Annotated in this window: 15 protein-coding genes and 1 pseudogene; 13 read left to right on the plus strand and 3 right to left on the minus strand. The window is 74.0% G+C overall.

The genetic code is table 11. The features are described from left to right. Positions 1–23: 23 nt before the first annotated feature. From ispG to IE108_RS24865, 4 genes are all read left to right on the plus strand, one after another. Entirely contained in the window at positions 24–1181 is a 1158-nt protein-coding gene (ispG, locus tag IE108_RS24850) for a flavodoxin-dependent (E)-4-hydroxy-3-methylbut-2-enyl-diphosphate synthase (RefSeq protein WP_064730103.1), read from the plus strand. 98 nt (positions 1182–1279) lie between these two features. Continuing rightward, the gene (locus tag IE108_RS24855; protein ID WP_064730104.1) at positions 1280–2128 is read left to right on the plus strand and encodes a GNAT family N-acetyltransferase; all 849 of its coding nucleotides are present in this window, start codon (positions 1280–1282) and stop codon (positions 2126–2128) included. 30 nt (positions 2129–2158) lie between these two features. Continuing rightward, positions 2159–2689, plus strand: coding sequence for a GNAT family N-acetyltransferase (locus IE108_RS24860; RefSeq protein ID WP_064730105.1), 531 nt, complete (start codon positions 2159–2161; stop codon positions 2687–2689). Positions 2690–2762: 73 nt separating this feature from the next. Further along, entirely contained in the window at positions 2763–4466 is a 1704-nt protein-coding gene (locus IE108_RS24865) for a proline--tRNA ligase (RefSeq protein WP_064730106.1), read from the plus strand. Positions 4467–4895: 429 nt separating this feature from the next. On the opposite strand, the gene IE108_RS24870 is transcribed toward IE108_RS24865, so the two are convergent. The 3 genes and pseudogenes from IE108_RS24870 to IE108_RS24880 all read right to left on the minus strand — a co-directional run bounded on the left by IE108_RS24870 (position 4896) and on the right by IE108_RS24880 (position 7000). Continuing rightward, a complete protein-coding gene (locus IE108_RS24870; protein ID WP_064730107.1) occupies positions 4896–5804 on the minus strand; it encodes an aminoglycoside phosphotransferase family protein in 909 nt (302 codons plus the stop codon). Positions 5805–5990: 186 nt separating this feature from the next. Further along, positions 5991–6434 (minus strand): annotated as a pseudogene (locus IE108_RS24875) (ferritin-like domain-containing protein); the annotation flags it as partial. After that, complete coding sequence (locus tag IE108_RS24880) at positions 6431–7000, minus strand: hypothetical protein (protein ID WP_064730108.1); 570 nt, start codon at positions 6998–7000, stop codon at positions 6431–6433. The gene IE108_RS24880 and the pseudogene IE108_RS24875, both read right to left, overlap by 4 nt. A gap of 242 nt (positions 7001–7242) precedes the next feature. Between IE108_RS24880 and rimP the strand changes: the two genes are divergently transcribed. The 9 genes from rimP to IE108_RS24930 all read left to right on the plus strand — a co-directional run bounded on the left by rimP (position 7243) and on the right by IE108_RS24930 (position 20303). Continuing rightward, positions 7243–7803, plus strand: coding sequence for a ribosome maturation factor RimP (gene rimP, locus IE108_RS24885; protein WP_064730109.1), 561 nt, complete (start codon positions 7243–7245; stop codon positions 7801–7803). Positions 7804–7805: 2 nt separating this feature from the next. Next, entirely contained in the window at positions 7806–8828 is a 1023-nt protein-coding gene (nusA, locus tag IE108_RS24890) for a transcription termination factor NusA (RefSeq protein ID WP_064730110.1), read from the plus strand. Positions 8829–8930: 102 nt separating this feature from the next. Further along, complete coding sequence (locus IE108_RS24895; RefSeq protein WP_079163683.1) at positions 8931–9212, plus strand: YlxR family protein; 282 nt, start codon at positions 8931–8933, stop codon at positions 9210–9212. Positions 9213–9388: 176 nt separating this feature from the next. After that, complete coding sequence (infB, locus tag IE108_RS24900; protein ID WP_079163684.1) at positions 9389–12457, plus strand: translation initiation factor IF-2; 3069 nt, start codon at positions 9389–9391, stop codon at positions 12455–12457. A gap of 153 nt (positions 12458–12610) precedes the next feature. Beyond that, positions 12611–12904, plus strand: a complete 294-nt coding sequence (locus tag IE108_RS24905) for a DUF503 domain-containing protein (RefSeq protein ID WP_064730112.1) — start codon at positions 12611–12613, stop codon at positions 12902–12904. Between the two features lie 59 nt (positions 12905–12963). Beyond that, a complete protein-coding gene (gene rbfA, locus IE108_RS24910) occupies positions 12964–13440 on the plus strand; it encodes a 30S ribosome-binding factor RbfA (protein WP_064730113.1) in 477 nt (158 codons plus the stop codon). Then, the gene (gene truB, locus IE108_RS24915; protein WP_064730114.1) at positions 13437–14342 is read left to right on the plus strand and encodes a tRNA pseudouridine(55) synthase TruB; all 906 of its coding nucleotides are present in this window, start codon (positions 13437–13439) and stop codon (positions 14340–14342) included. Before rbfA ends, truB begins: the two co-directional genes overlap by 4 nt. A gap of 254 nt (positions 14343–14596) precedes the next feature. After that, entirely contained in the window at positions 14597–19252 is a 4656-nt protein-coding gene (locus tag IE108_RS34880; protein WP_229852331.1) for a hypothetical protein, read from the plus strand. Positions 19253–19343: 91 nt separating this feature from the next. After that, positions 19344–20303 (plus strand): bifunctional riboflavin kinase/FAD synthetase, encoded by a 960-nt coding sequence (locus tag IE108_RS24930; protein WP_064730115.1) that lies wholly within the window; start codon positions 19344–19346, stop codon positions 20301–20303. Positions 20304–20306 lie beyond the last annotated feature (3 nt).

Genomic DNA, 20306 nt, shown 5'->3' on the forward strand with positions numbered 1-20306 from the left:
CACGACTTGGGGTTGCACAGCAGATGACTGCGATTTCTCTCGGCATGCCGGACGTTCCGACCAGGCTCGCGGAGCGCCGCAAGAGCCGGCAGATCCAGGTCGGCACCGTCGCGGTGGGCGGTGACGCCCCCGTGTCGGTGCAGTCCATGACCACCACCCGTACCTCGGACATCGGCGCGACGCTCCAGCAGATCGCCGAGCTGACGGCGTCCGGCTGCCAGATCGTCCGCGTGGCCTGCCCGACGCAGGACGACGCCGACGCGCTGCCCGTGATCGCGCGGAAGTCGCAGATCCCGGTGATCGCCGACATCCACTTCCAGCCCAAGTACGTGTTCGCCGCGATCGAGGCGGGCTGCGCCGCGGTCCGGGTGAACCCGGGCAACATCAAGCAGTTCGACGACAAGGTCAAGGAGATCGCCAAGGCGGCCAAGGACCACGGCACCCCGATCCGCATCGGCGTGAACGCGGGCTCCCTGGACCGCCGGCTGCTCCAGAAGTACGGCAAGGCGACCCCCGAGGCGCTCGCCGAGTCCGCGCTGTGGGAGGCGTCGCTCTTCGAGGAGCACGACTTCCGCGACATCAAGATCTCGGTGAAGCACAACGACCCGGTCGTCATGGTCGAGGCCTACCGCCAGCTCGCCGCGCAGTGCGACTACCCGCTGCACCTCGGCGTGACCGAGGCCGGCCCCGCCTTCCAGGGCACCATCAAGTCGGCCGTCGCCTTCGGCGCGCTGCTCTCCCAGGGCATCGGCGACACCATCCGCGTCTCTCTCTCCGCGCCGCCGGTCGAGGAGATCAAGGTCGGCATCCAGATCCTGGAGTCGCTCAACCTGCGCCAGCGCGGCCTGGAGATCGTCTCCTGCCCGTCCTGCGGCCGCGCCCAGGTCGACGTCTACAAGCTGGCCGAGGAGGTCACCGCCGGCCTGGAGGGCATGGAGGTCCCCCTCCGCGTCGCCGTCATGGGCTGCGTCGTCAACGGTCCGGGCGAGGCCCGCGAGGCCGACCTCGGCGTCGCCTCCGGCAACGGCAAGGGGCAGATCTTCGTCAAGGGCGAGGTCATCAAGACCGTCCCCGAGTCGAAGATCGTGGAGACCCTCATCGACGAGGCCATGAAGATCGCCGAGCAGATGGAGAAGGACGGCGTCGCCTCCGGCGAGCCCTCCGTCGCCGTCGCGGGCTGACCCTCCCCGCTCCGCCCGCGCCGCCCGGAGGGCGGCGCGGCATATTTCTGGCAGGTACAGTGCGGGGACCAGCAGATCTCAGGGTGAGGCCCCCGCACGTGTTGACGCAGACCACCTCCCGCGTGCTCGAACCGAGCGACCTGGACGCCGCGCTCGCCATCCTCGACCGCGAGCCCGTCGCGAACGCCTTCGTGGCCGCCCGGGTCAACATCGCCGGACTCGACCCGTGGCGCCTCGGCGGCGAGATGTGGGGCTGGTACGAGCAGGGCATGCTGACGTCCCTGTGCTACGCGGGCGCCAACCTCGTCCCCATCTGCGCCAACGAGCGGGCCGTCCGCGCCTTCGCCGACCGCGCCCGCCGGGCCGGCCGCCGCTGCTCCTCGATCGTCGGCCCCGCCGGCCCCACCGCCCAGCTGTGGCGGCTGCTCGAACCCGGCTGGGGCCCCGCCCGCGAGGTCCGCGCCCACCAGCCCCTCATGGTCACCGACCGGATGCCCGCGGACATCGTCCCCGACCCCTACGTCCGCCGCGTGCGCAAGGACGAGCTGGACCGGGTCATGCCCGCCTGCGTGGCGATGTTCACCGAGGAGGTCGGCATCTCCCCGCTGGCCGGCGACGGCGGCCTGCTCTACCAGGCCCGCGTCGCCGAACTCGTCGGCTCGGGCCGCTCGTTCGCCCGGTTCGACGCGGACGGCAAGGTCGTCTTCAAGGCCGAGATCGGCGCCGCCACCGACCGCGCCTGCCAGATCCAGGGCGTGTGGATGGCCCCCGAGTACCGGGGCAAGGGCCTCGCGGCACCGGGCATGGCCGCGGTCCTGCGCTACGCGCTCGCCGACGTCGCCCCCGTGGCGAGCCTCTACGTCAACGACTTCAACACGGCGGCGCGACGGACGTACCTGCGCGTCGGGTTCCAGGAGGCCGGCGCCTTCATGAGTGTGCTGTTCTGAGCCCTGTGGAAGGCCTGTAGGCTCCCCGCCATGGACCTCGTGATCGGCCCACTGGACCTCTCCGCGCACGTGGACGAGGCGTTGGCCGTCCAAGCCGCCGCGTTCGGCCTCGGCCCCGACGAGGTCGCCGTCCGCCGTCAGATCGTCCTGCGCCACATGACCCACCCCGGCGCCCGCGCCCTCGGAGCCACCTGCGACGGCGAGCTGGTCGGCTTCGTCTACGGCATGCCCAACGACCGCACCCACTGGTGGTCCACCGTGGTCGAGCCCTACCTCCGCGCCCAGGGCACGGACACCTGGCTCGACGACTCCTTCGTCATCACCGAACTGCACGTCCACCCGGCCCAGCAGAACCGCGGCGCGGGCCGCGCCCTGATCACCACGATCACCGACGGTGCCGCGGAACCCCGCTCGATCCTCTCCGCCATCGACACCGAGAGCCCCGCCCGCGGCCTCTACCGCTCCCTCGGCTACCAGGACCTCGCCCGCCAGGTCCTCTTCCCCAGCGCCCCCAAGCCGTACGCGGTGATGGGCGCCCCCCTGCCGCTGCTCAGGCGATAACCGATTTCCACCGCGCAGGACCACCCGGCTAACCTCCTAGCACCACCCTTACGCAGCAGGAGACACGAGATCCATGGCCAACGCACCGGTCCAGCGCATGTCGAAGTTGATGGCGAAGACGCTGCGCGACGACCCGGCGGACGCCGAGGTCCTCAGCCACAAGCTGCTGGTCCGCGCCGGCTACGTGCGCCGCACCGCCGCCGGCCTGTGGAGCTGGCTGCCGCTCGGCAAGAAGGTCCTCGGGAACATCGAGCGCATCGTCCGCGAGGAGATGGACGCCATCGGCGCCCAGGAGGTCCAGCTCCCCGCCCTGCTGCCGCGCGAGCCCTACGAGGCCACCGGCCGCTGGCAGGAGTACGGCCCCGAACTCTTCCGCCTCCAGGACCGCAAGGGCGGCGACTACCTCCTCGGCCCCACCCACGAGGAGATCTTCACCCTCCTGGTGAAGGACCAGGCGTCCTCCTACAAGGACCTGCCGGTCATCCTCTACCAGATCCAGAACAAGTACCGCGACGAGGCCCGCCCCCGGGCCGGCATCCTGCGCGGCCGCGAGTTCCTGATGAAGGACTCCTACTCCTTCGACGTCGCCGACGAGGGCCTGGCCGAGTCCTACGCCCTGCACCGCGCCGCCTACCAGCGGATCTTCGAGCGCCTCGGCCTCGACTACCGCATCTGCGCGGCGACGGCGGGCGCGATGGGCGGCTCGAAGTCCGAGGAGTTCCTGGCCCCCGCGGAGGCCGGCGAGGACACCTTCGCCGACTGCCCGAACTGCGACTTCGCCGCCAACACGGAAGCGATCACGTACGCTCTCAAGCCGGTGGACGCGGCCTCCGTACCCGCCGCGGAGGACATCCCCACCCCCGACACCCCCACCATCGAGACCCTGGCCGCCTCCCTCGGCGTCGAGGCCTCCGCCACCCTGAAGAACCTCCTGGTCAAGGTGGACGGCGAGATCGTGGCCGTGGGCGTCCCCGGCGACCGCGAGGTCGACATGGACAAGGTGGAGGCACACTTCGCCCCCGCCGCCGTCGAGCTGGTCACCGCCGAGGACTTCGTCGGCCGCCCCGACCTGGTCCGCGGCTACGTGGGCCCGCAGGGCCTGGGCGACAAGGTCAAGTACATCGCCGACCCCCGCGTCGCGCCCGGCACCGCGTGGATCACCGGCGCCAACAAGGCCGACACCCACGCCAAGAACGTCGTGGCGGGCCGCGACTTCGAGGTCGACACCTACGTCGACGTGGTCGTCGTACGCGAGGGCGACCCCTGCCCCAACTGCGGCACCGGCCTCAAGCTGGACCGCGCCATCGAGATCGGCCACATCTTCCAGCTGGGCCGCAAGTACGCCGACGCCCTCAAGCTCGACGTCCTCGGCCAGAACGGCAAGCCGGCCCGCGTCACCATGGGCTCCTACGGCATCGGCGTCTCCCGCGCCGTCGCGGCCCTGGCCGAGCAGCACGCCGACGACAAGGGCCTCGTCTGGTCCAAGGAGGTCGCCCCGGCCGACGTCCACGTCGTCGCCGCGGGCAAGGCCCTCCAGACCGAACTGGCCCTCGACGTCTCCGAGAAGCTGGCCGCGGCCGGCGTCCGCGTCCTGGTCGACGACCGCGCGGGCGTCTCCCCGGGCGTGAAGTTCACCGACTCGGAACTCATCGGCGTCCCCCAGATCCTGGTCGCCGGCCGCCGCTCCGCCGAGGGCGTCCTAGAACTCAAGGACCGCCGCACGGGCACCCGCGAGGAGCTGACGGTGGACGAGGCCATCATCCGCCTCACCAGCTGACCCCTCTGGGGAGCACAGGGCACCCGGCGTGGTGCGGGCGCCGCGTTGGGTGACGCGGCCCGGCGTTCACGTGTCACCCGGGGTGGGTGCGAGGCCGTGGGGGTGACGCGGCCCGGCGTAGCGGGGTGCCGCCCGCGCCCACCCTCCCCCACTCTCGGCTTCGCTCGAGCGGGGGGACCCCCATCGCCCCAGCGGCACGACTGCCCGCAGCTGGGACGGCGGAGAGCCGCGTACGGCGAGAAGGGGGTGTGCCGGGGGGTGTCCGCCCGCAGCGGTTGGCGCGTCAACGCCCCGCACCTCTTGAGGTACCGATTCCGCGCCGTTCCGAGGACGGACACCCCCCGGCGCACCCCCGACCCACCCCCGAACCGAAGGCGCAACGCGCACCCCCACCCAACCTGCCACAGGCCGCCGCAGGCACCGCCCCACTCACAACCAGCCCGCGAACTCCAGCAACAACTCCGCGTCCTTCTCCCGCCCCACCCGCCGAGCCCGCACCCCCGACTCGACCGCCCGGAACAGCGTCCACCCCCGCAGCCGTTCCTGATCGACCTCCAGCGACTCCGCGAGCCGCTTGACCCGCCGCCGGGTCGTAGAGGCCCCCGACGGCTGGGCGATGAGATCCTCCACCCGGTCCCGCACCAGCCGCGCGAGATCGAAGGCCGTCTCACCCACCACCGGATCCGGCCCCACCGCCAGCCACGGCATCCGCTCCCCGGCGAGCACCTTGCTCTGCCGGAACGTCCCGTGCAGCAGCCGAACCTCGGGCGGCGCGGCCAGCAGCTCCTCCCGCGCCCCGAGCGCCGCGGAGACCAGCGGCGCCACCTCCGCGTCCACGGCGGCCCCGGCCCGCATGGCCTCCGCCTGCCGCCCGGTCCGCTCGGCCACCGTCTCGAAGGGATGACCGCCCGGCGGCTCGACCCACAGCCGCCGCAACGTCCCCGCCGCCTCCAGCAAGGCCTTCGCCTCGGGCAACGACCGCACCGACACGTCAGGATGCAACCGCTCCAGCACCAGCACGCCGTCCTCGACGGCGTCCTCCTCGCGCAGCTGCACCGCACCCCGCCCGCCCCAGTGCGCGAGCGCGACCCGCTCACTCTCCGGCCGAGCCCGTCGCGGCGCCAGCTTCAGCACGGCCGGCGTCCCGTCGGCGGCCCGAACCAGGACGACCAGGCTGCTGCGCCCCCCGGGCACCTGCACCCGCTCGGCGCTCAGCCCGCGCAGCGAGACCGCCCGCTCCGCCGCCTCGGGCAACCGCGCCAGCCAGTCCTCGCCGTCCGGTGCCGACGCCGTCTCACCGAGCGCCCTGACCAGCCGCCGCGGCGGTTCGAAAGCCATGCGCGAGCCGTTCCCTTCCCATACGTGTCACCCAGTCGGCCCGACAGAAGCCGAACCCGAAGCCCCCGCTGCCGAGCCCTCCGGACCCGACCCCGAGCCCTCCGACCCCGACCCCGAGCCCTCCGACCCCGAACGCGAGCCCTCCGAGCTCGACCCCGAGCCCCCTGCCCCCGAACCGGACGACCGCCCCGAAGACGCCCCGCCCCGCTCCGAGAGCCCAGGGAAGGCTACGCTCCCGCCCCGCCACCGCGCCGCACGGACCGCCGCCTCCCGCAGCGCCCCCGCCGCGGCGGCCCGCCGCTCACCGCCGGCCGCCCGCACCAGGTCGGAGTAGACCCCGGCGAGCCGCTCCTCCAGCTCCGCGGCCAGCCGCACCGCCGCCACGGAGTCCGACACGGAGAACGGCAGCGCGTACCCCGCCGACGCGGCCACCGGCCGGCCGCCCAGATCCCGCACGTCCCGCGTCAGCGCGTCCCGCCGCGACCGGTGGGCGTCGTAGGCGGCCCGTGCCTCACCGCGCCGCCCCTCACCGATCCGGCCCCCGACGACCCCGTAGCCGTACACCGCCGCGTGCTCGGCCGCCAGCACCGCCTGGAGGGCGTCCAGCTCCCGGTCATCCGCCTCGCTCACCCGTCACCCTCCGTCAGCAGATACACGTGCGCCGCCCCGGCCGCCGCCACGGAGGCCAGCAGCCGCGCCAGCTCACCCGGCACCTCCAGGAGATCGGCCGCCCGCCGGTCGGCCAGCTTCCGCTCCGCGCCGGCCAGCAGCGCGACGGCGCCCTTCTCGTCCGCGGGCACCCGACCGCTGTCATCCCCGGGCCCGGCGGCCCGCGCGGACGCGGACGCCGAGGCGGACACTGAGTCCGGCGCGGCCGACGAGGCCCCGGGCGACGCCGTACGCCCGCCGCCGGCACCGAAGGCCGCGGCATGCCGTACGACTTCGGCCCGCAGCGGACGCAACCGCTCCGCCAGCCCGGGATGAGCGCTCATCACCGCCGCGTACCGCGCGGCAAGCGCCTCGCTGTCCTTGCCCGCACGCGCGCGTGCCGCGTCCCCCGCCGACCGTTCGGCGGCCCGTTCCTCGGACTCCGAGCCGCCGGAACACCCCGCGAGCAGGGCGGCCCCGGCGGCCGAGGCGAGCAGACTCCTCCTGCGCGGCCCCCACAGCGGGCGCGGGGATGCGGAAAACGACACGGCAGACGTCCTCGACAGGCTCGAACGGAACTCGAACGGAAGCGGCGGCAAAGCGACGGGCGGCGCGGCAGGGACCATCGGTGCGGCCGGGGCCCGTGATCACGGTACCCGGGCCCCGGCCGGGCGCCGGTCATCGGCACCGCCGAGCCGGGGTGGACGGCAACACCCTCCGGGACCCGATACCCTTTGACCAGACACGCGCCCCATCCCACAACAGCACACGCGGCCGAGGAGTCACCCGGATGAGCACCACCCAGAGCGAGAGGCTGCGAGAGCTGCTGGAGCCGCTCGTCGCCTCCCAGGGACTGGACCTCGAGGAGATCGCGGTGGACGCGGTCGGCCGCAAGCGGGTGCTGAGAGTGGTCGTCGACTCCGACACGGGTGCCGATCTGGACCTGATCGCCGATGTGAGCCGCGTGCTCTCGGCGAAGCTGGACGAGAGCGACGCGATGGGCGACGCGGAGTACACCCTCGAAGTGGGCACCCCGGGCGCGGAGCGCTCGCTGACCGAGCACCGCCACTACGTGCGCGCCACGAACCGCCTGGTCCGCTTCCAGCTGCACGAGGGCGGCGAGCTGGTCGCCCGAGTCCTGGCCGTGGACGAGGACGGGGTCGACCTCGAGGTGCCGGGCGTCAAGGGCCGCAAGGCCACCACCCGCAGACTCGCCTTCGGCGACATCGACAAGGCACGCGTGCAGGTCGAGTTCAACCGCAAGGACACCACGGACGCCGCGGGCGCCCAGAACGCCCAGAACGCCCAGAACGCCAAGAACAACGACACGACGGAAGACGAGGAGGCGTAGCCGTGGACATCGACATGAGCGCCCTGCGGGGCTTGGTACGGGAGAAGGAGATCTCCTTCGACCTGCTGGTCGAAGCGATCGAGTCGGCCCTCCTCATCGCCTACCACCGCACCGAGGGAAGCCGCCGCCACGCGCGCGTGGAACTCAAGCGGGACACCGGGCACGTGACCGTGTGGGCGAAGGAGGACCCCGACGACCTCGAGGAGGGCCAGGAGGCCCGCGAGTTCGACGACACCCCGTCCGACTTCGGCCGCATCGCGGCCACCACCGCCAAGCAGGTCATCCTCCAGCGGCTGCGCGACGCCGAGGACGACGCCACGCTCGGCGAGTACGCCGGCCGCGAGGGCGACATCGTCACCGGCGTCGTCCAGCAGGGCCGCGACCCGAAGAACGTGCTGGTCGACATCGGCAAGCTGGAGGCCATCCTGCCGGTGCAGGAGCAGGTGCCCGGCGAGACCTACCCGCACGGCATGCGGCTGCGGTCCTACGTCGTCCGCGTGGCCAAGGGCGTGCGCGGCCCCTCGGTGACCCTGTCCCGTACGCACCCCAACCTGGTGAAGAAGCTCTTCGCCCTGGAGGTGCCGGAGATCGCCGACGGGTCCGTCGAGATCTCCGCCATCGCCCGCGAGGCCGGCCACCGCACCAAGATCGCCGTGCGCTCCACCCGCTCAGGACTCAACGCCAAGGGCGCGTGCATCGGCCCCATGGGCGGCCGCGTCCGCAACGTCATGGGGGAGCTGAACGGCGAGAAGATCGACATCGTCGACTGGTCGGACGACCCGGCCGAGATGGTGGCGAACGCGCTCTCCCCGGCCCGCGTCTCCAAGGTGGAGGTCGTGGACCTCGCGGCCCGCTCCGCCCGCGTGATCGTGCCGGACTACCAGCTGTCGCTGGCCATCGGCAAGGAGGGCCAGAACGCCCGCCTCGCGGCCCGGCTGACCGGCTGGCGCATCGACATCCGGCCGGACACCGAGCAGCAGTCCGGGGAGCCCGCCGAGCAGCCCGCGGGCGAGCAGGGGGAATAGATCCAAGCCGCACGGCGCTGAGATCACGTCAGCTTTGCGTGCGGCACGTGTTCGATTCTTGCCCCGAAGGGGTGAGGTCGGTCCGGGGAGGTAGACTTAGGAGTGTCTGGCCGGACACGTACCCGAGCATGCCCTGAGCGCACCTGCGTGGGGTGCCGGGAGCGAGCGGTCAAGAGCGAGCTGCTGCGCACCGTGGCGGTCGAGGGTCATTGCACCCCTGATCCACGCGGTACGCTGCCCGGCCGGGGTGCGTACGTACACCCCGTTCCGGTCTGTGTCGACCAGGCGGTGCGCCGCAAGGCGTTCCCGCGGGCGCTCCGCGTCCCGGGTCCGCTCGACGTAAAGGCGTTGCGCCACTACGTCGAGCAGGCACAAGGTTGCTGAAAGCACCATGTAAGCAACGTGGTAAGGAAGACATGCCGTGCGGAAGCCCCCGCGCGGCCTGGTACCTCGCGAGTCGAAAGCAGGTCGAGATTGCGATGAGCACTCGATGAGTACGCGATGAGTACGCCCATGAACTAGCGACGGTCCGGACGCAACCCGGACCTCAGAGGAGCGAAGTGGCTAAGGTCCGGGTCTACGAACTCGCCAAGGAGTTCGGCGTCGAGAGCAAGGTCGTCATGGCCAAGCTCCAGGAACTCGGTGAATTCGTCCGTTCGGCGTCTTCGACCATCGAAGCGCCCGTAGTACGCAAGCTGACAGACGCCTTCCAGCAGGGTGGTGGCAACGGCCGGGCCTCCGGTCGCCCCGCCCCGAAGAAGGCCGCCCCCAGGCCCGCGGCGCCCTCCCAGGCGCAGGCGGCCCGTCCGGCAGCGCCGCGTCCGGCGGCCCCCAAGCCCGCGGCTGCCCAGCAGCCCGAGGCTCCGGCGGCCTCCGCTCCGGCGCCCTCCCAGGGTCCGCGTCCGACGCCGGGCCCGAAGCCCGCGCCGCGTCCGGCTCCGGCCGCCCCGGAGTTCACCGCGCCGCCGGCGGCTCCGGCCGCCCCGGCCGCCTCGACTCCGGCTCCGGCCGGCCCGAAGCCCGGTGCGCGTCCCGGCGCCCCCAAGCCCGGTGCCCGTCCCTCGGGTCCCGGCCAGGACCGTCAGGACCGGGGCCAGCAGGGCGGCCAGGGCCGTCCCGGTGGCCAGCGTCCCGGCGCTCCGGCGCAGCGTCCCGGCGGCCGCCCCGGCGGTCCCCGTCCGGGCAACAACCCCTTCACCTCCGGCGGCAACGCCGGCATGGCGCGCCCGCAGGCGCCCCGTCCGCAGGGCGGCCCCCGCCCCGGCGGTCCCGGTGCCCCCGGCGCCGGTCCCCGTCCGCAGGCCCCCGGTGGCCAGGGCGGTCCCCGTCCCCAGGCTCCGGGCGGCAACCGTCCGAGCCCGGGCTCGATGCCGCGTCCGCAGGGTGGCGGCCAGGGCGGTCCCCGTCCCGGTGGCGGCCCGCGTCCGAACCCCGGCATGATGCCGCAGCGTCCCGCTGCCGGTCCGCGTCCCGGCCCCGGTGGCGGCGGTCGCGGTCCCGGCGGTGCCGGTCGTCCCGGCGGCGGCGGTCGTCCCGGTGGCGGCGGCGGCTTCGCCGGCCGTCCCGGCGGTGGCGGTGGCGGCGGTCGTCCCGGTGGCGGCGGCGGCTTCGCCGGTCGTCCCGGTGGCGGCGGTGGCTTCGGTGGCGGCGGTGGCCGTCCCGGCTTCGGCGGCCGTCCCGGCGGTCCGGGTGGCCGTGGTGGCACGCAGGGCGCCTTCGGCCGTCCCGGCGGTCCCGCGCGTCGCGGTCGCAAGTCGAAGCGGCAGAGGCGCCAGGAGTACGAGGCCATGCAGGCCCCGTCGGTCGGCGGCGTGATGCTGCCTCGCGGCAACGGCGAAGCCATTCGCCTGTCGCGCGGTGCGTCGCTCACCGACTTCGCGGAGAAGATCAACGCCAACCCGGCGTCGCTCGTCGCGGTCATGATGAACCTCGGCGAGATGGTCACCGCGACCCAGTCCGTCTCCGACGAGACGCTCCAGCTCCTCGCCGACGAGATGAACTACACGGTTCAGATCGTCAGCCCGGAGGAGGAGGACCGCGAGCTGCTCGAGTCCTTCGACCTGGAGTTCGGCGAGGACGAGGGCTCCGAGGAGGACCTGGTCGTCCGTCCGCCGGTCGTGACCGTCATGGGTCACGTCGACCACGGTAAGACCCGGCTGCTCGACGCCATCCGCAAGACGAACGTCATCGCGGGCGAGGCCGGCGGCATCACCCAGCACATCGGTGCCTACCAGGTCGCGACCGAGGTCAACGAAGAAGAGCGCAAGATCACCTTCATCGACACCCCGGGTCACGAGGCGTTCACCGCCATGCGTGCCCGTGGTGCGCGGTCGACCGACATCGCGATCCTGGTCGTCGCGGCCAACGACGGCGTCATGCCGCAGACGGTCGAGGCGCTCAACCACGCCAAGGCGGCCGAGGTCCCGATCGTCGTCGCGGTCAACAAGATCGACGTCGAGGGTGCCGACCCGACCAAGGTGCGCGGTCAGCTGACCGAGTACGGCCTGGTGGCCGAGGAGTACGGCGGCGACACCATGTTCGTCGACATCTCCGCCAAGCAGGGTCTGCACATCGACTCCCTGCTGGAGGCCGTGGTCCTCACCGCGGACGCCTCGCTCGACCTGCGGGCCAACCCGAACCAGGACGCGCAGGGCATCTCGATCGAGTCCCGTCTCGACCGCGGCCGCGGTGCCGTGGCGACGGTCCTCGTGCAGCGAGGCACCCTGCGGGTCGGCGACACGATGGTGGTGGGCGACGCCTACGGCCGCGTCCGCGCCATGCTCGACGACAACGGCAACAACGTCGCCGAGGCGGGTCCCTCGACCCCGGTCCAGGTGCTGGGTCTGACCAACGTCCCGGGCGCCGGCGACAACTTCATCGTGGTCGAGGAGGACCGTACGGCCCGCCAGATCGCGGAGAAGCGCGCCGCCCGCGAGCGCAACGCCGCGTTCGCCAAGCGCACGCGCCGCGTCTCGCTCGAGGACCTGGACAAGGTGCTCAAGGCCGGCGAGGTCCAGCAGCTGAACCTGATCATCAAGGGTGACGCTTCCGGATCCGTCGAGGCCCTGGAGTCCTCCCTGCTCCAGCTGGACGTCGGCGAAGAGGTCGACATCCGCGTCCTGCACCGCGGCGTCGGTGCGGTCACGGAGTCCGACATCGACCTGGCGATGGGCTCCGACGCCATCGTGATCGGCTTCAACGTGCGCGCCGCCGGGCGTGCGCAGCAGATGGCCGAGCGCGAGGGTGTGGACGTCCGGTACTACTCGGTCATCTACCAGGCGATCGAGGAGATCGAGGCGGCCCTCAAGGGCATGCTCAAGCCGGAGTACGAAGAGGTCGAGCTGGGCACGGCGGAGATCCGCGAGGTCTTCCGCTCCTCCAAGCTCGGCAACATCGCGGGTGTCCTCATCCGCTCCGGCGAGGTCAAGCGCAACACCAAGGCGCGCCTCCTGCGCGATGGCAAGGTCATCGCGGAGAGCCTCAACATCGAGGGTCTGCGTCGCTTCAAGGACGACGTCACCGAGATCCGCGAAGGCTTCGAGGGCGGTATCAACCTCGGAAACTTCAACGACATCAAGGTCGACGACGTCATCGCGACGTACGAGATGCGCGAGAAGCCGCGGGTGTAACACCGCGACTTCCGAGACGGTGCGGCCCGGGGCCGGTCGGCGGAGCACAATATCCGTCGATCGGCCCCGGCCGTTCGTTGTACGGTTCTGATGTCCCCGCCCGTGGATGGCGGGGCCATCGATCCCGGACCGGCGGGTGAACCGGTTGCACACATGTATGTGGGGACGCTGTCCTTCGACCTTCTCCTCGGCGACGTACATTCGCTGAAGGAGAAGCGCTCCGTGGTCCGCCCGATCGTCGCCGAACTCCAGCGGAAGTACGCGGTGAGCGCGGCCGAGGTGGAGCACATGAACCTCCATCGCCGGGCCGTCGTCGGCCTGGCCGTGGTGTCCGGCGACGCGGGCCACCTCAGTGACGTACTCGACCGGTGCGAGCGGCTGGTGGCCGGCCGGCCCGAGGTGGAACTGCTGTCGGTGCGACGGCGCCTCCACGGCGACGACGACTGACCAGCAGCACGCCAGACCACGCAAGATCACGAAGAGAAGAAAGAACGGGAGACGGACCAGTGGCCGACAACGCGCGGGCGAAAAGGCTGGCGGACCTCATCCGAGAGGTGGTGGCCCAGAAGCTGCAGCGCGGGATCAAGGACCCGCGGCTCGGCTCGCACGTCACCATCACGGACACCCGGGTCACGGGTGACCTGCGGGAGGCGACGGTCTTCTACACGGTGTACGGGGACGACGAGGAGCGAGCGGCCGCGGCGGCGGGCCTGGAGAGCGCCAAGGGCATCCTGCGCTCCGAGGTCGGCAAGGCGGCGGGCGTGAAGTTCACGCCGACCCTGGCCTTCGTCATGGACGCCCTCCCGGACACCGCCCGCAACATCGAGGACCTCCTCGACAAGGCGCGTCAGTCCGACGCCAAGGTGCGCGAGGCGTCCGCGGGCGCCGCGTACGCCGGTGAGGCCGATCCCTACCGCAAGCCGGAAGAGGACGAAGCCGCCGAGGCCGCCGAGGGCGACGAGACGGACGACACCGCTAAATGACCGACAAGCACACCACGCCCGACGGCCTTGTCATCGTCGACAAGCCGTCGGGCTTCACTTCGCACGACGTCGTCGCCAAGATGCGGGGCATCGCCCGGACGCGGCGCGTCGGGCACGCCGGCACGCTCGACCCGATGGCGACGGGCGTACTGGTCCTCGGGGTGGAGCGGGCCACCAAGCTCCTCGGGCACCTCGCCCTCACCGAGAAGGAGTACCTGGGCACCATCCGGCTCGGGCAGACCACCCTGACCGACGACGCCGAGGGCGAGATCACGAGGTCCCAGGACGCCTCGAAGGTCACCCGCGAGGCGATCGACGCGGGCGTCGCCGAGCTGTCCGGCGACATCATGCAGGTGCCGTCCAAGGTCAGCGCCATCAAGATCAAGGGCGTCCGCTCCTACAAGCGGGCGCGCGAGGGCGAGGAGTTCGAGATCCCCGCCCGCCCGGTCACCGTCTCCTCGTTCTCGGTGTACGACGTCCGCGACGCCGTCGCCGAGGACGGCACCCCGGTGCTGGACCTGGTGGTCTCCGTGGTCTGCTCCTCCGGCACCTACATCCGCGCCCTGGCCCGCGACCTGGGCGCCGGTCTCGGCGTCGGCGGTCACCTCACGGCGCTGCGCCGCACCCGGGTCGGGCCCTACAAGCTCGAGACCGCGAAGACCCTGGACCAGCTGCAGCAGGAGCTGACCGTCATGCCCGTCGCGGACGCGGCCGGCGCCGCCTTCCCGCGCTGGGACGTCGACGACAGGCGGGCCAAGCTGCTCGCCAACGGGGTCAGGCTGGACATGCCCGAGGTGTACGCGGGCGCCGGTGCCGTCGCCGTCTTCGGTCCCGGGGGCCGGCTCCTCGCGCTCGTCGAGGAGCACAAGGGCAAGGCCAAGAGCCTGGCCGTCTTCGCCTGAACCGCACGCCGCCGGCGTCCGCCCGTGGAGCGGCGATCACGGGGACTTCACTGTCGCCGCTCCACGGTCCCCCCTCGGTTCCCCCACCTCCTAGGGTGTATCCAACCCACCCCTCCTGTTCACCCGTCCGGGCAGGCGCTCGGAGTGAAGCGGGGGAGCGGAAGGGGGCGCGTTCGCCAGGGGATCTGTCCCGCTGATCATCACGCGCCTACCGTCGAACGCACGGCACACGTGTACGGCGGGGAGGTTCGGCGATGGCGTCGAGGAACCGGTCCCGGGAGGCGGGCGACGGGGCGGGACACCGGTCGCGGGACGCGGCCCGGGACACGCGCGGCGGGACCGGGGGCCCCGCGGCCGACCCGGCCGACCGGGCACCGGACGACTCGCTGGTCCGGGTGCACGACCTCGCCGGGCGCCCGCGCGGCACGGGCTTCGTCGTGGACCACCGGGGCACGCTGCTCACCAGCCACGAAGCGGTCGACGGCCTGTCCCGGCTGGTCCTGCGCACCGCCGCGGACCGGCGCCGCGTGGTGGCCGCCGCCGACGTGACCGCGCTGCCCGCCCTCGGCCTCGCCCTCATCCGCACCGACGGCCTGGGCGTGCGCCCGCTGCCGGTCACCACGCGCGAGCGCATCGAGCCCGGGACCTACGTGCGCATCGCCGCCGGCGGCTGGCGCGAGGCGCGCGTCCTGGGCGCCACCGACGTCACCTACACGGCCACCGACCGCTTCCACCTGGTCGGCGACGCGCTGGAACTGGCCTGCGGGACCTCCGGGCGGGATGCGCTGCGGCTCGGCGGCGGGGCGGCCGGCGGGCCCGTCCTGGACATCGCGACCGGCGCCGTACTCGGCGTCCTCGGCACCGCCCTCAGCTCCGGGCACAGCCACGTCGGCTTCGCCGTCCCGCTGCGCCGCCCGGACACCGGTCCCCTCGCCGGCCTCCTCGCCGAGAACGCGGCGACGGTTCCCGCGTACGGAGCGGATCTCAACCTGGCGGGCATCCTCGCCCTGACGGCGGCCCCGGGCACGCAGGACGGGCCGCGGGGCGAGGCGTGGGAGGCCGCGTTCGCCGGGGCGGGCTCCGCGCCGGCGCCGGGGCACGGGCCGGACGGTGACGCGCGCCCGGTGGTGAAGCCGGTCGAACGGGCCGCGGTGGCCCGCGCGTTCACCGCCTTCGCCGCGAGCCGCGCCGCCGTACTGGGACTCGTCGGCCCGCCGGGCAGCGGACGTACGACCGAACTGGCCGCCCTCACCGCCCGCCGCTCCCGGGGACCCGCGCCGGCGCCCACCCTGCGGCTGCGCGGCGCCGACCTCGCGGACGAGGACCTGTCGCTGGCCGACGCGGCGCGCCGCGCGCTGGACCGGGCCGCCCGTACCGTCGCCGCCTCGGACGGCACCCGCCCCGAGGACCTCGGTGACGTCGCTCCCGAACGCGTCGCCCGCCTGGCCCGCACCGCCGGCCGCCCCCTGCTCCTCCTGCTGGACGGCCCCGAGGAGATGCCTCCCGCACTCGCCCGCCGCCTCCCCGAGTGGACCGAGCGCACCGCCGCCTGGCTGGGGGAGACGGGCATCCGGCTCGTGATCGCCTGCCGGGAGGAGTACTGGGAGCACGCGGGCGCGGAGTTCCCGCGGGACATGCTCTACGACCCGATGCCGGCGGAACGCTTCCTCGCGCCGGACCCGCTGGAGCCGCCGGCTCCGGGGGCGATGCGGCGGGGCGGTGGCGCGGTGAGGGTGCCGTCGTGGGCGGCGACGGCCGGGGGACACGGGGGGTCGGTCCCGGTGCCGAGGGGCGGGGGACACGGAGGGTCGGTCCCGGTGCCTCCCGGCGGGACGACGGGGGTGGGGGTGTGGCCCCGGAGGGCGGCGTCCACGGACGGGGCCGCTCGCGGGACGGGGACGGGCCAGACCCCCGAGACCTGGGCGCCGGTCCCGCCCGGCGGGGTGCCTGTGCCCGCGACGCCGACTCCGCCCGGCGGTGCGCGTGCGCCGGGAGCGGCGACGCCCGGGGGGTTGCCTGAGCGGGGGGCGGTGTCTCCGGGGGGCGGGGTGTCTGTGCCTGGGGCGGTGTCTGCGTACGGCGGGGTGTCTGCGTCCGGGACGGTGTCTGCGTACGGCGGGGTGTCTGCGTCCGGGACGGTGTCTCCGTACGGCGGGGTGTCTGCGCCCGGGACGGTGTCTCCGTACGGCGGGGTGCCTGTGCCCGCGACGCCGACTCCGCCCGGCGGTGCGCGTGCGCCGGGAGCGGCGACGCCCGGGGGGCTGCCTGAGCGGGGGGCGGTGTCTCCGGGGGGCGGGGTGTCTGTGCCCGGGGCCGTGGCTCCGCTCGGCGGGGTGCCTGTACCTGGGGCGGTGTCTCAGTACGACGGGGTGCCTGCGGGCGGGGCGGTGTCCCCGCCCGCCGGGGTGCCTGCGTCAGGGGCCGTGGCTCCGCGCGGCCCGGTGCCTCCCCCCGGGGCGGTGGCGTCTCCCGTTGGAGTGCTCGCGCCCGGGGTGCCCGCCCCCGGCGTGACCGCCCTGCCCGGCGGGATCCCCGCTCCCGGGGTCACGACGCCGCCCCGGCACAGGGCGACGGCGGTGCCCGTGCACAGGCCGACGGAGTTGCCCGTCACCGTGCCCCGCCCCGCGATGCCCGCGGCGACGGCCCCGCCCCGCGGCATGCCCGTGCCCGGGACGTCCGTGTCACGCGGCGGAGCGCAACCGACCGGCGGGGCGGCGACGGCCCCCCGCCCCCAGCCCGCCGGAGCGCACCCCGTCGGCCCCGTGTTGCCGCCCTGCGTCCCGCTGGGTGACCTCGGCGAGGACGAGGCCCGCGAGGCGCGGGTCCGCCACGGCGTCCCGGACGGCGCCCTGGCGGCCCCGGACGACCGGCATCCCCTCACCCTGCGCCTGCTCGCCGAGGTGCACGCCGCTCTGGACCGTCCCCCTGCCCCCGCACCCGTGGACCGGGACGAGGTCTTCGCGGCCCACCTCGACCTGATGTGCCTGCGCGTCGCGACCCGCCTGGCGGGGGAGACGGGCCTGCGCGGCACCGCCGTACGCCGGCTCGCGGCGAAGGTCTCCGGGCAGGTCCACGAGGCCGCCCGGCGCGCACTCGGCCCCGGGCAGGGCGCGCTGGACCCGGCCTCCTTCGAGGAGCTGTTCCCCTACGGCCCGGCGCCGGCCCGGCTCGGCGGCGCCACCGGGTGGGCGTCCGCCGTGCTCGCCGAAGGCCTCTTCGTCCCGGCCGGCACCGGCTACCGCTTCGCGCACGAGGAGCTGGCCGACTGGATCCAGGGCGTCCACCTCGACCTGGACGGCGCCCTGCGCGCCCTCGTCCACCGCCGGACGGCCCCGCACGACACGCACACCCCTCCCGTGCCGCACCACCGCGTCGGCCCCGTCGTCGAGGCCGTCCTCCTCCTGGCCCGGCAGCACGGCGTCCTCCAACTCGCCCTCACCCTCGAAGAGCTGGTGAACGCCCTCGACGCAGACCCGCACTCCTGGTGGGCCGCCCGGCTGCCCGCCCGCGTCCTCGCGCGCGTGCCCGACGCGGCGCCGTACACGGAGGTGCTGCGGCTCCTCGCCGACGGCCTCGCGGAACGGCGCGGGGAGGGACGGCCGGTCCAGCCGGAGTTCGGGCCCGCCTTCTGGACGGCCCTGAGGCTGTCCGAGGCCACCCGGCTCGACCTGCTGCGCCGCCTGGTCCTCGCCGACGGCCCCCCGCACGAACCGGGCCCCCGCCACCTCGACGCCGTCGCGGCCCTCCTCACCGAACGGCCCGGTGCCGTACAGCCCCTCCTCGTCCGCTGGTTCGACGACGAGCGGCCACTGCCCGCCACCCCGCACGCCACCGTCGCGACGGCCGCGCAGGCGCTGCTGCACACCCACCGCCACCGCGGCCTGGACGGACTCACCGAAGTCCTCGCCGACAGCACGCACCGCCGCGCCGACGAACTGCTCGCCGTGCTCGCCGAGGAGGAGCCCTCGGCCCTGTGCCGGGCCGTCGAGCGGTGGGCCCGGGACGAGCGCCCCGAGCGGCGGGCCGCCGCCGTCACCCACGGCCTGCGCACCGCCCCGCACGCCCGCACCGCCGCCGACCGCACGCTGCTCCGGCACGCCGCGCTCGTCCTGCTCGCCGGCCAGGCCGACAGCCGTCTGCACGGCGGCGCCCTCGCCCTGCTCGTGCGCGACCCGGACACCCGCGAACGCCACCTCCCGAGGGCGCTCGACCACTTCGCGGCCGGCGACCCGCAGCTGCCCCCGAGCGCGGTGGCCACCGCCCTGCCCACCCACCCGGAAGCCGTCCTCGAAGCCTTCCGGGTCCGGCTGCGCGGCCCGGACGCCGGGGAGGCGCTGCGCGCGCTCGCCGACGCCGCCACGCCCGCGCTGGCGCACCGGGTGGCCGCGCTCCTGGCCCGCGCGGTGGCCGAACGGCCCGAGACCGCCGGACACCTGGCCGCCTACGCCGACCACCGCCTCGACCGCGGCCCCGGCGCCCGCGCCGTACTCCGCCCGCTGCTCACCCGGCTCCTCGACGACGGCCCCGAAGCCGCGCGCGCCGCCCTCGCCGGGGTCCTCCCCGCCGACGGCACCGCCGCGGGCGGCCGGCTCCGCGGGGAGCTGCGCGAACACCTCCTCGCCTCAGAGCAGGCCCCCGCCGTCCTGGACGCGCTGCTGCACGCGGCCGCCCGCTGCACCGGCGAGGACCAGCGCGCCCTCGTCCACCGCACCGGCCTCCTCCTGGTCCGCACCCCAGACGGCGCCACCCGTTTCGACCGCGGCCTGGTCGACCTGGCCCGGCACCTCCCGGGCTTCGCCGCCCGGTTGACCGGCTGGCTGGCCGAGGCGCCGGCGGACTGGGCCGCCCTGGTCGGCCCCAGTGCGCGCCGCACGATCGAGAACCTGGCGGGCGCCCGGGTCCCCGCCTGACCCCGGCCCGGACGGCATGGCACCCTTAGAGCTGCGTAAGGGTCACCACCGAACCCACCGAGATCACGGAAACCACCAAGGAGCAGACACAGTGCAGCGCTGGCGTGGCTTGGAGGACATCCCCGAGGACTGGGGACGCAGCGTCGTCACCATCGGCTCCTACGACGGCGTCCACCGCGGGCACCAGCTGATTATCAAGCACGCCGTGGACCGCGCCCGCGAGCTGGGCGTCCCCGCCGTCGTCGTCACCTTCGACCCGCACCCCAGCGAGGTCGTCCGCCCCGGCAGCCACCCGCCCCTGCTCGCCCCCCACCACCGCCGTGCCGAACTGATGGCGGACCTGGGCGTGGACGCGATGCTGATCCTGCCGTTCACCAAGGAGTTCTCCAAGCTCTCCGCGGCGGACTTCGTGGTGAAGGTCCTGGTCGACCGGCTGCGGGCCAAGGCGGTCGTCGAGGGCCCCAACTTCCGCTTCGGCCACAAGGCGGCGGGCACCGTGGACTTCCTCACCGAGCAGGGCAAGGTCTACGACTTCGAGGTCGAGGTCGTCGACCTGTACGTGACCGGCGAGGCCGGCGGCGGCGAGCCCTTCTCCTCCACCCTGACCCGCCGGCTGGTCACCGAGGGCGACGTCGGCGGCGCCGCGGAGATCCTGGGCCGCCCGCACCGCGTGGAGGGCGTCGTCGTGCGCGGCGCCCAGCGAGGCCGGGAGATGGGCTTCCCGACGGCCAACGTCGAGACCCTCCCGCACACCGCGATCCCGGCCGATGGCGTCTACGCCGGCTGGCTGCACGCGCAGGGCGAGGCCATGCCGGCGGCGATCTCGGTCGGCACCAACCCGCAGTTCGAGGGCACCGAGCGCACGGTGGAGGCGTACGCCATCGACCGCGTCGGACTCGACCTGTACGGCCTGCACGTGGCGGTGGACTTCCTCGCCTTCGTGCGCGGCCAGGCGAAGTTCGAGACGCTGGACGCGCTGCTGGACCAGATGGGCCAGGACGTCCAGCGGTGCCGCGAGATCATCGCGGCGTCGGACCTCCACCGCCCCTGAGGC

This window comes from Streptomyces parvulus, assembly GCF_014648855.1.
Lineage (GTDB): Bacteria > Actinomycetota > Actinomycetes > Streptomycetales > Streptomycetaceae > Streptomyces > Streptomyces parvulus.

What these genes read in the sequence shown, in the direction of transcription:
- ispG (WP_064730103.1), top strand. Translation starts at nt 24, where the DNA reads ATGACTGCGATTTCTCTCGGCATGCCGGACGTTCCGACCAGGCTCGCG.
- IE108_RS24860 (WP_064730105.1), top strand. Translation starts at nt 2,159, where the DNA reads ATGGACCTCGTGATCGGCCCACTGGACCTCTCCGCGCACGTGGACGAG.
- IE108_RS24865 (WP_064730106.1), top strand. Translation starts at nt 2,763, where the DNA reads ATGGCCAACGCACCGGTCCAGCGCATGTCGAAGTTGATGGCGAAGACG.
- IE108_RS24870 (WP_064730107.1), bottom strand. Translation starts at nt 5,804, where the DNA reads ATGGCTTTCGAACCGCCGCGGCGGCTGGTCAGGGCGCTCGGTGAGACG.
- rimP (WP_064730109.1), top strand. Translation starts at nt 7,243, where the DNA reads ATGAGCACCACCCAGAGCGAGAGGCTGCGAGAGCTGCTGGAGCCGCTC.
- IE108_RS24905 (WP_064730112.1), top strand. Translation starts at nt 12,611, where the DNA reads ATGTATGTGGGGACGCTGTCCTTCGACCTTCTCCTCGGCGACGTACAT.
- truB (WP_064730114.1), top strand. Translation starts at nt 13,437, where the DNA reads ATGACCGACAAGCACACCACGCCCGACGGCCTTGTCATCGTCGACAAG.
- IE108_RS34880 (WP_229852331.1), top strand. Translation starts at nt 14,597, where the DNA reads ATGGCGTCGAGGAACCGGTCCCGGGAGGCGGGCGACGGGGCGGGACAC.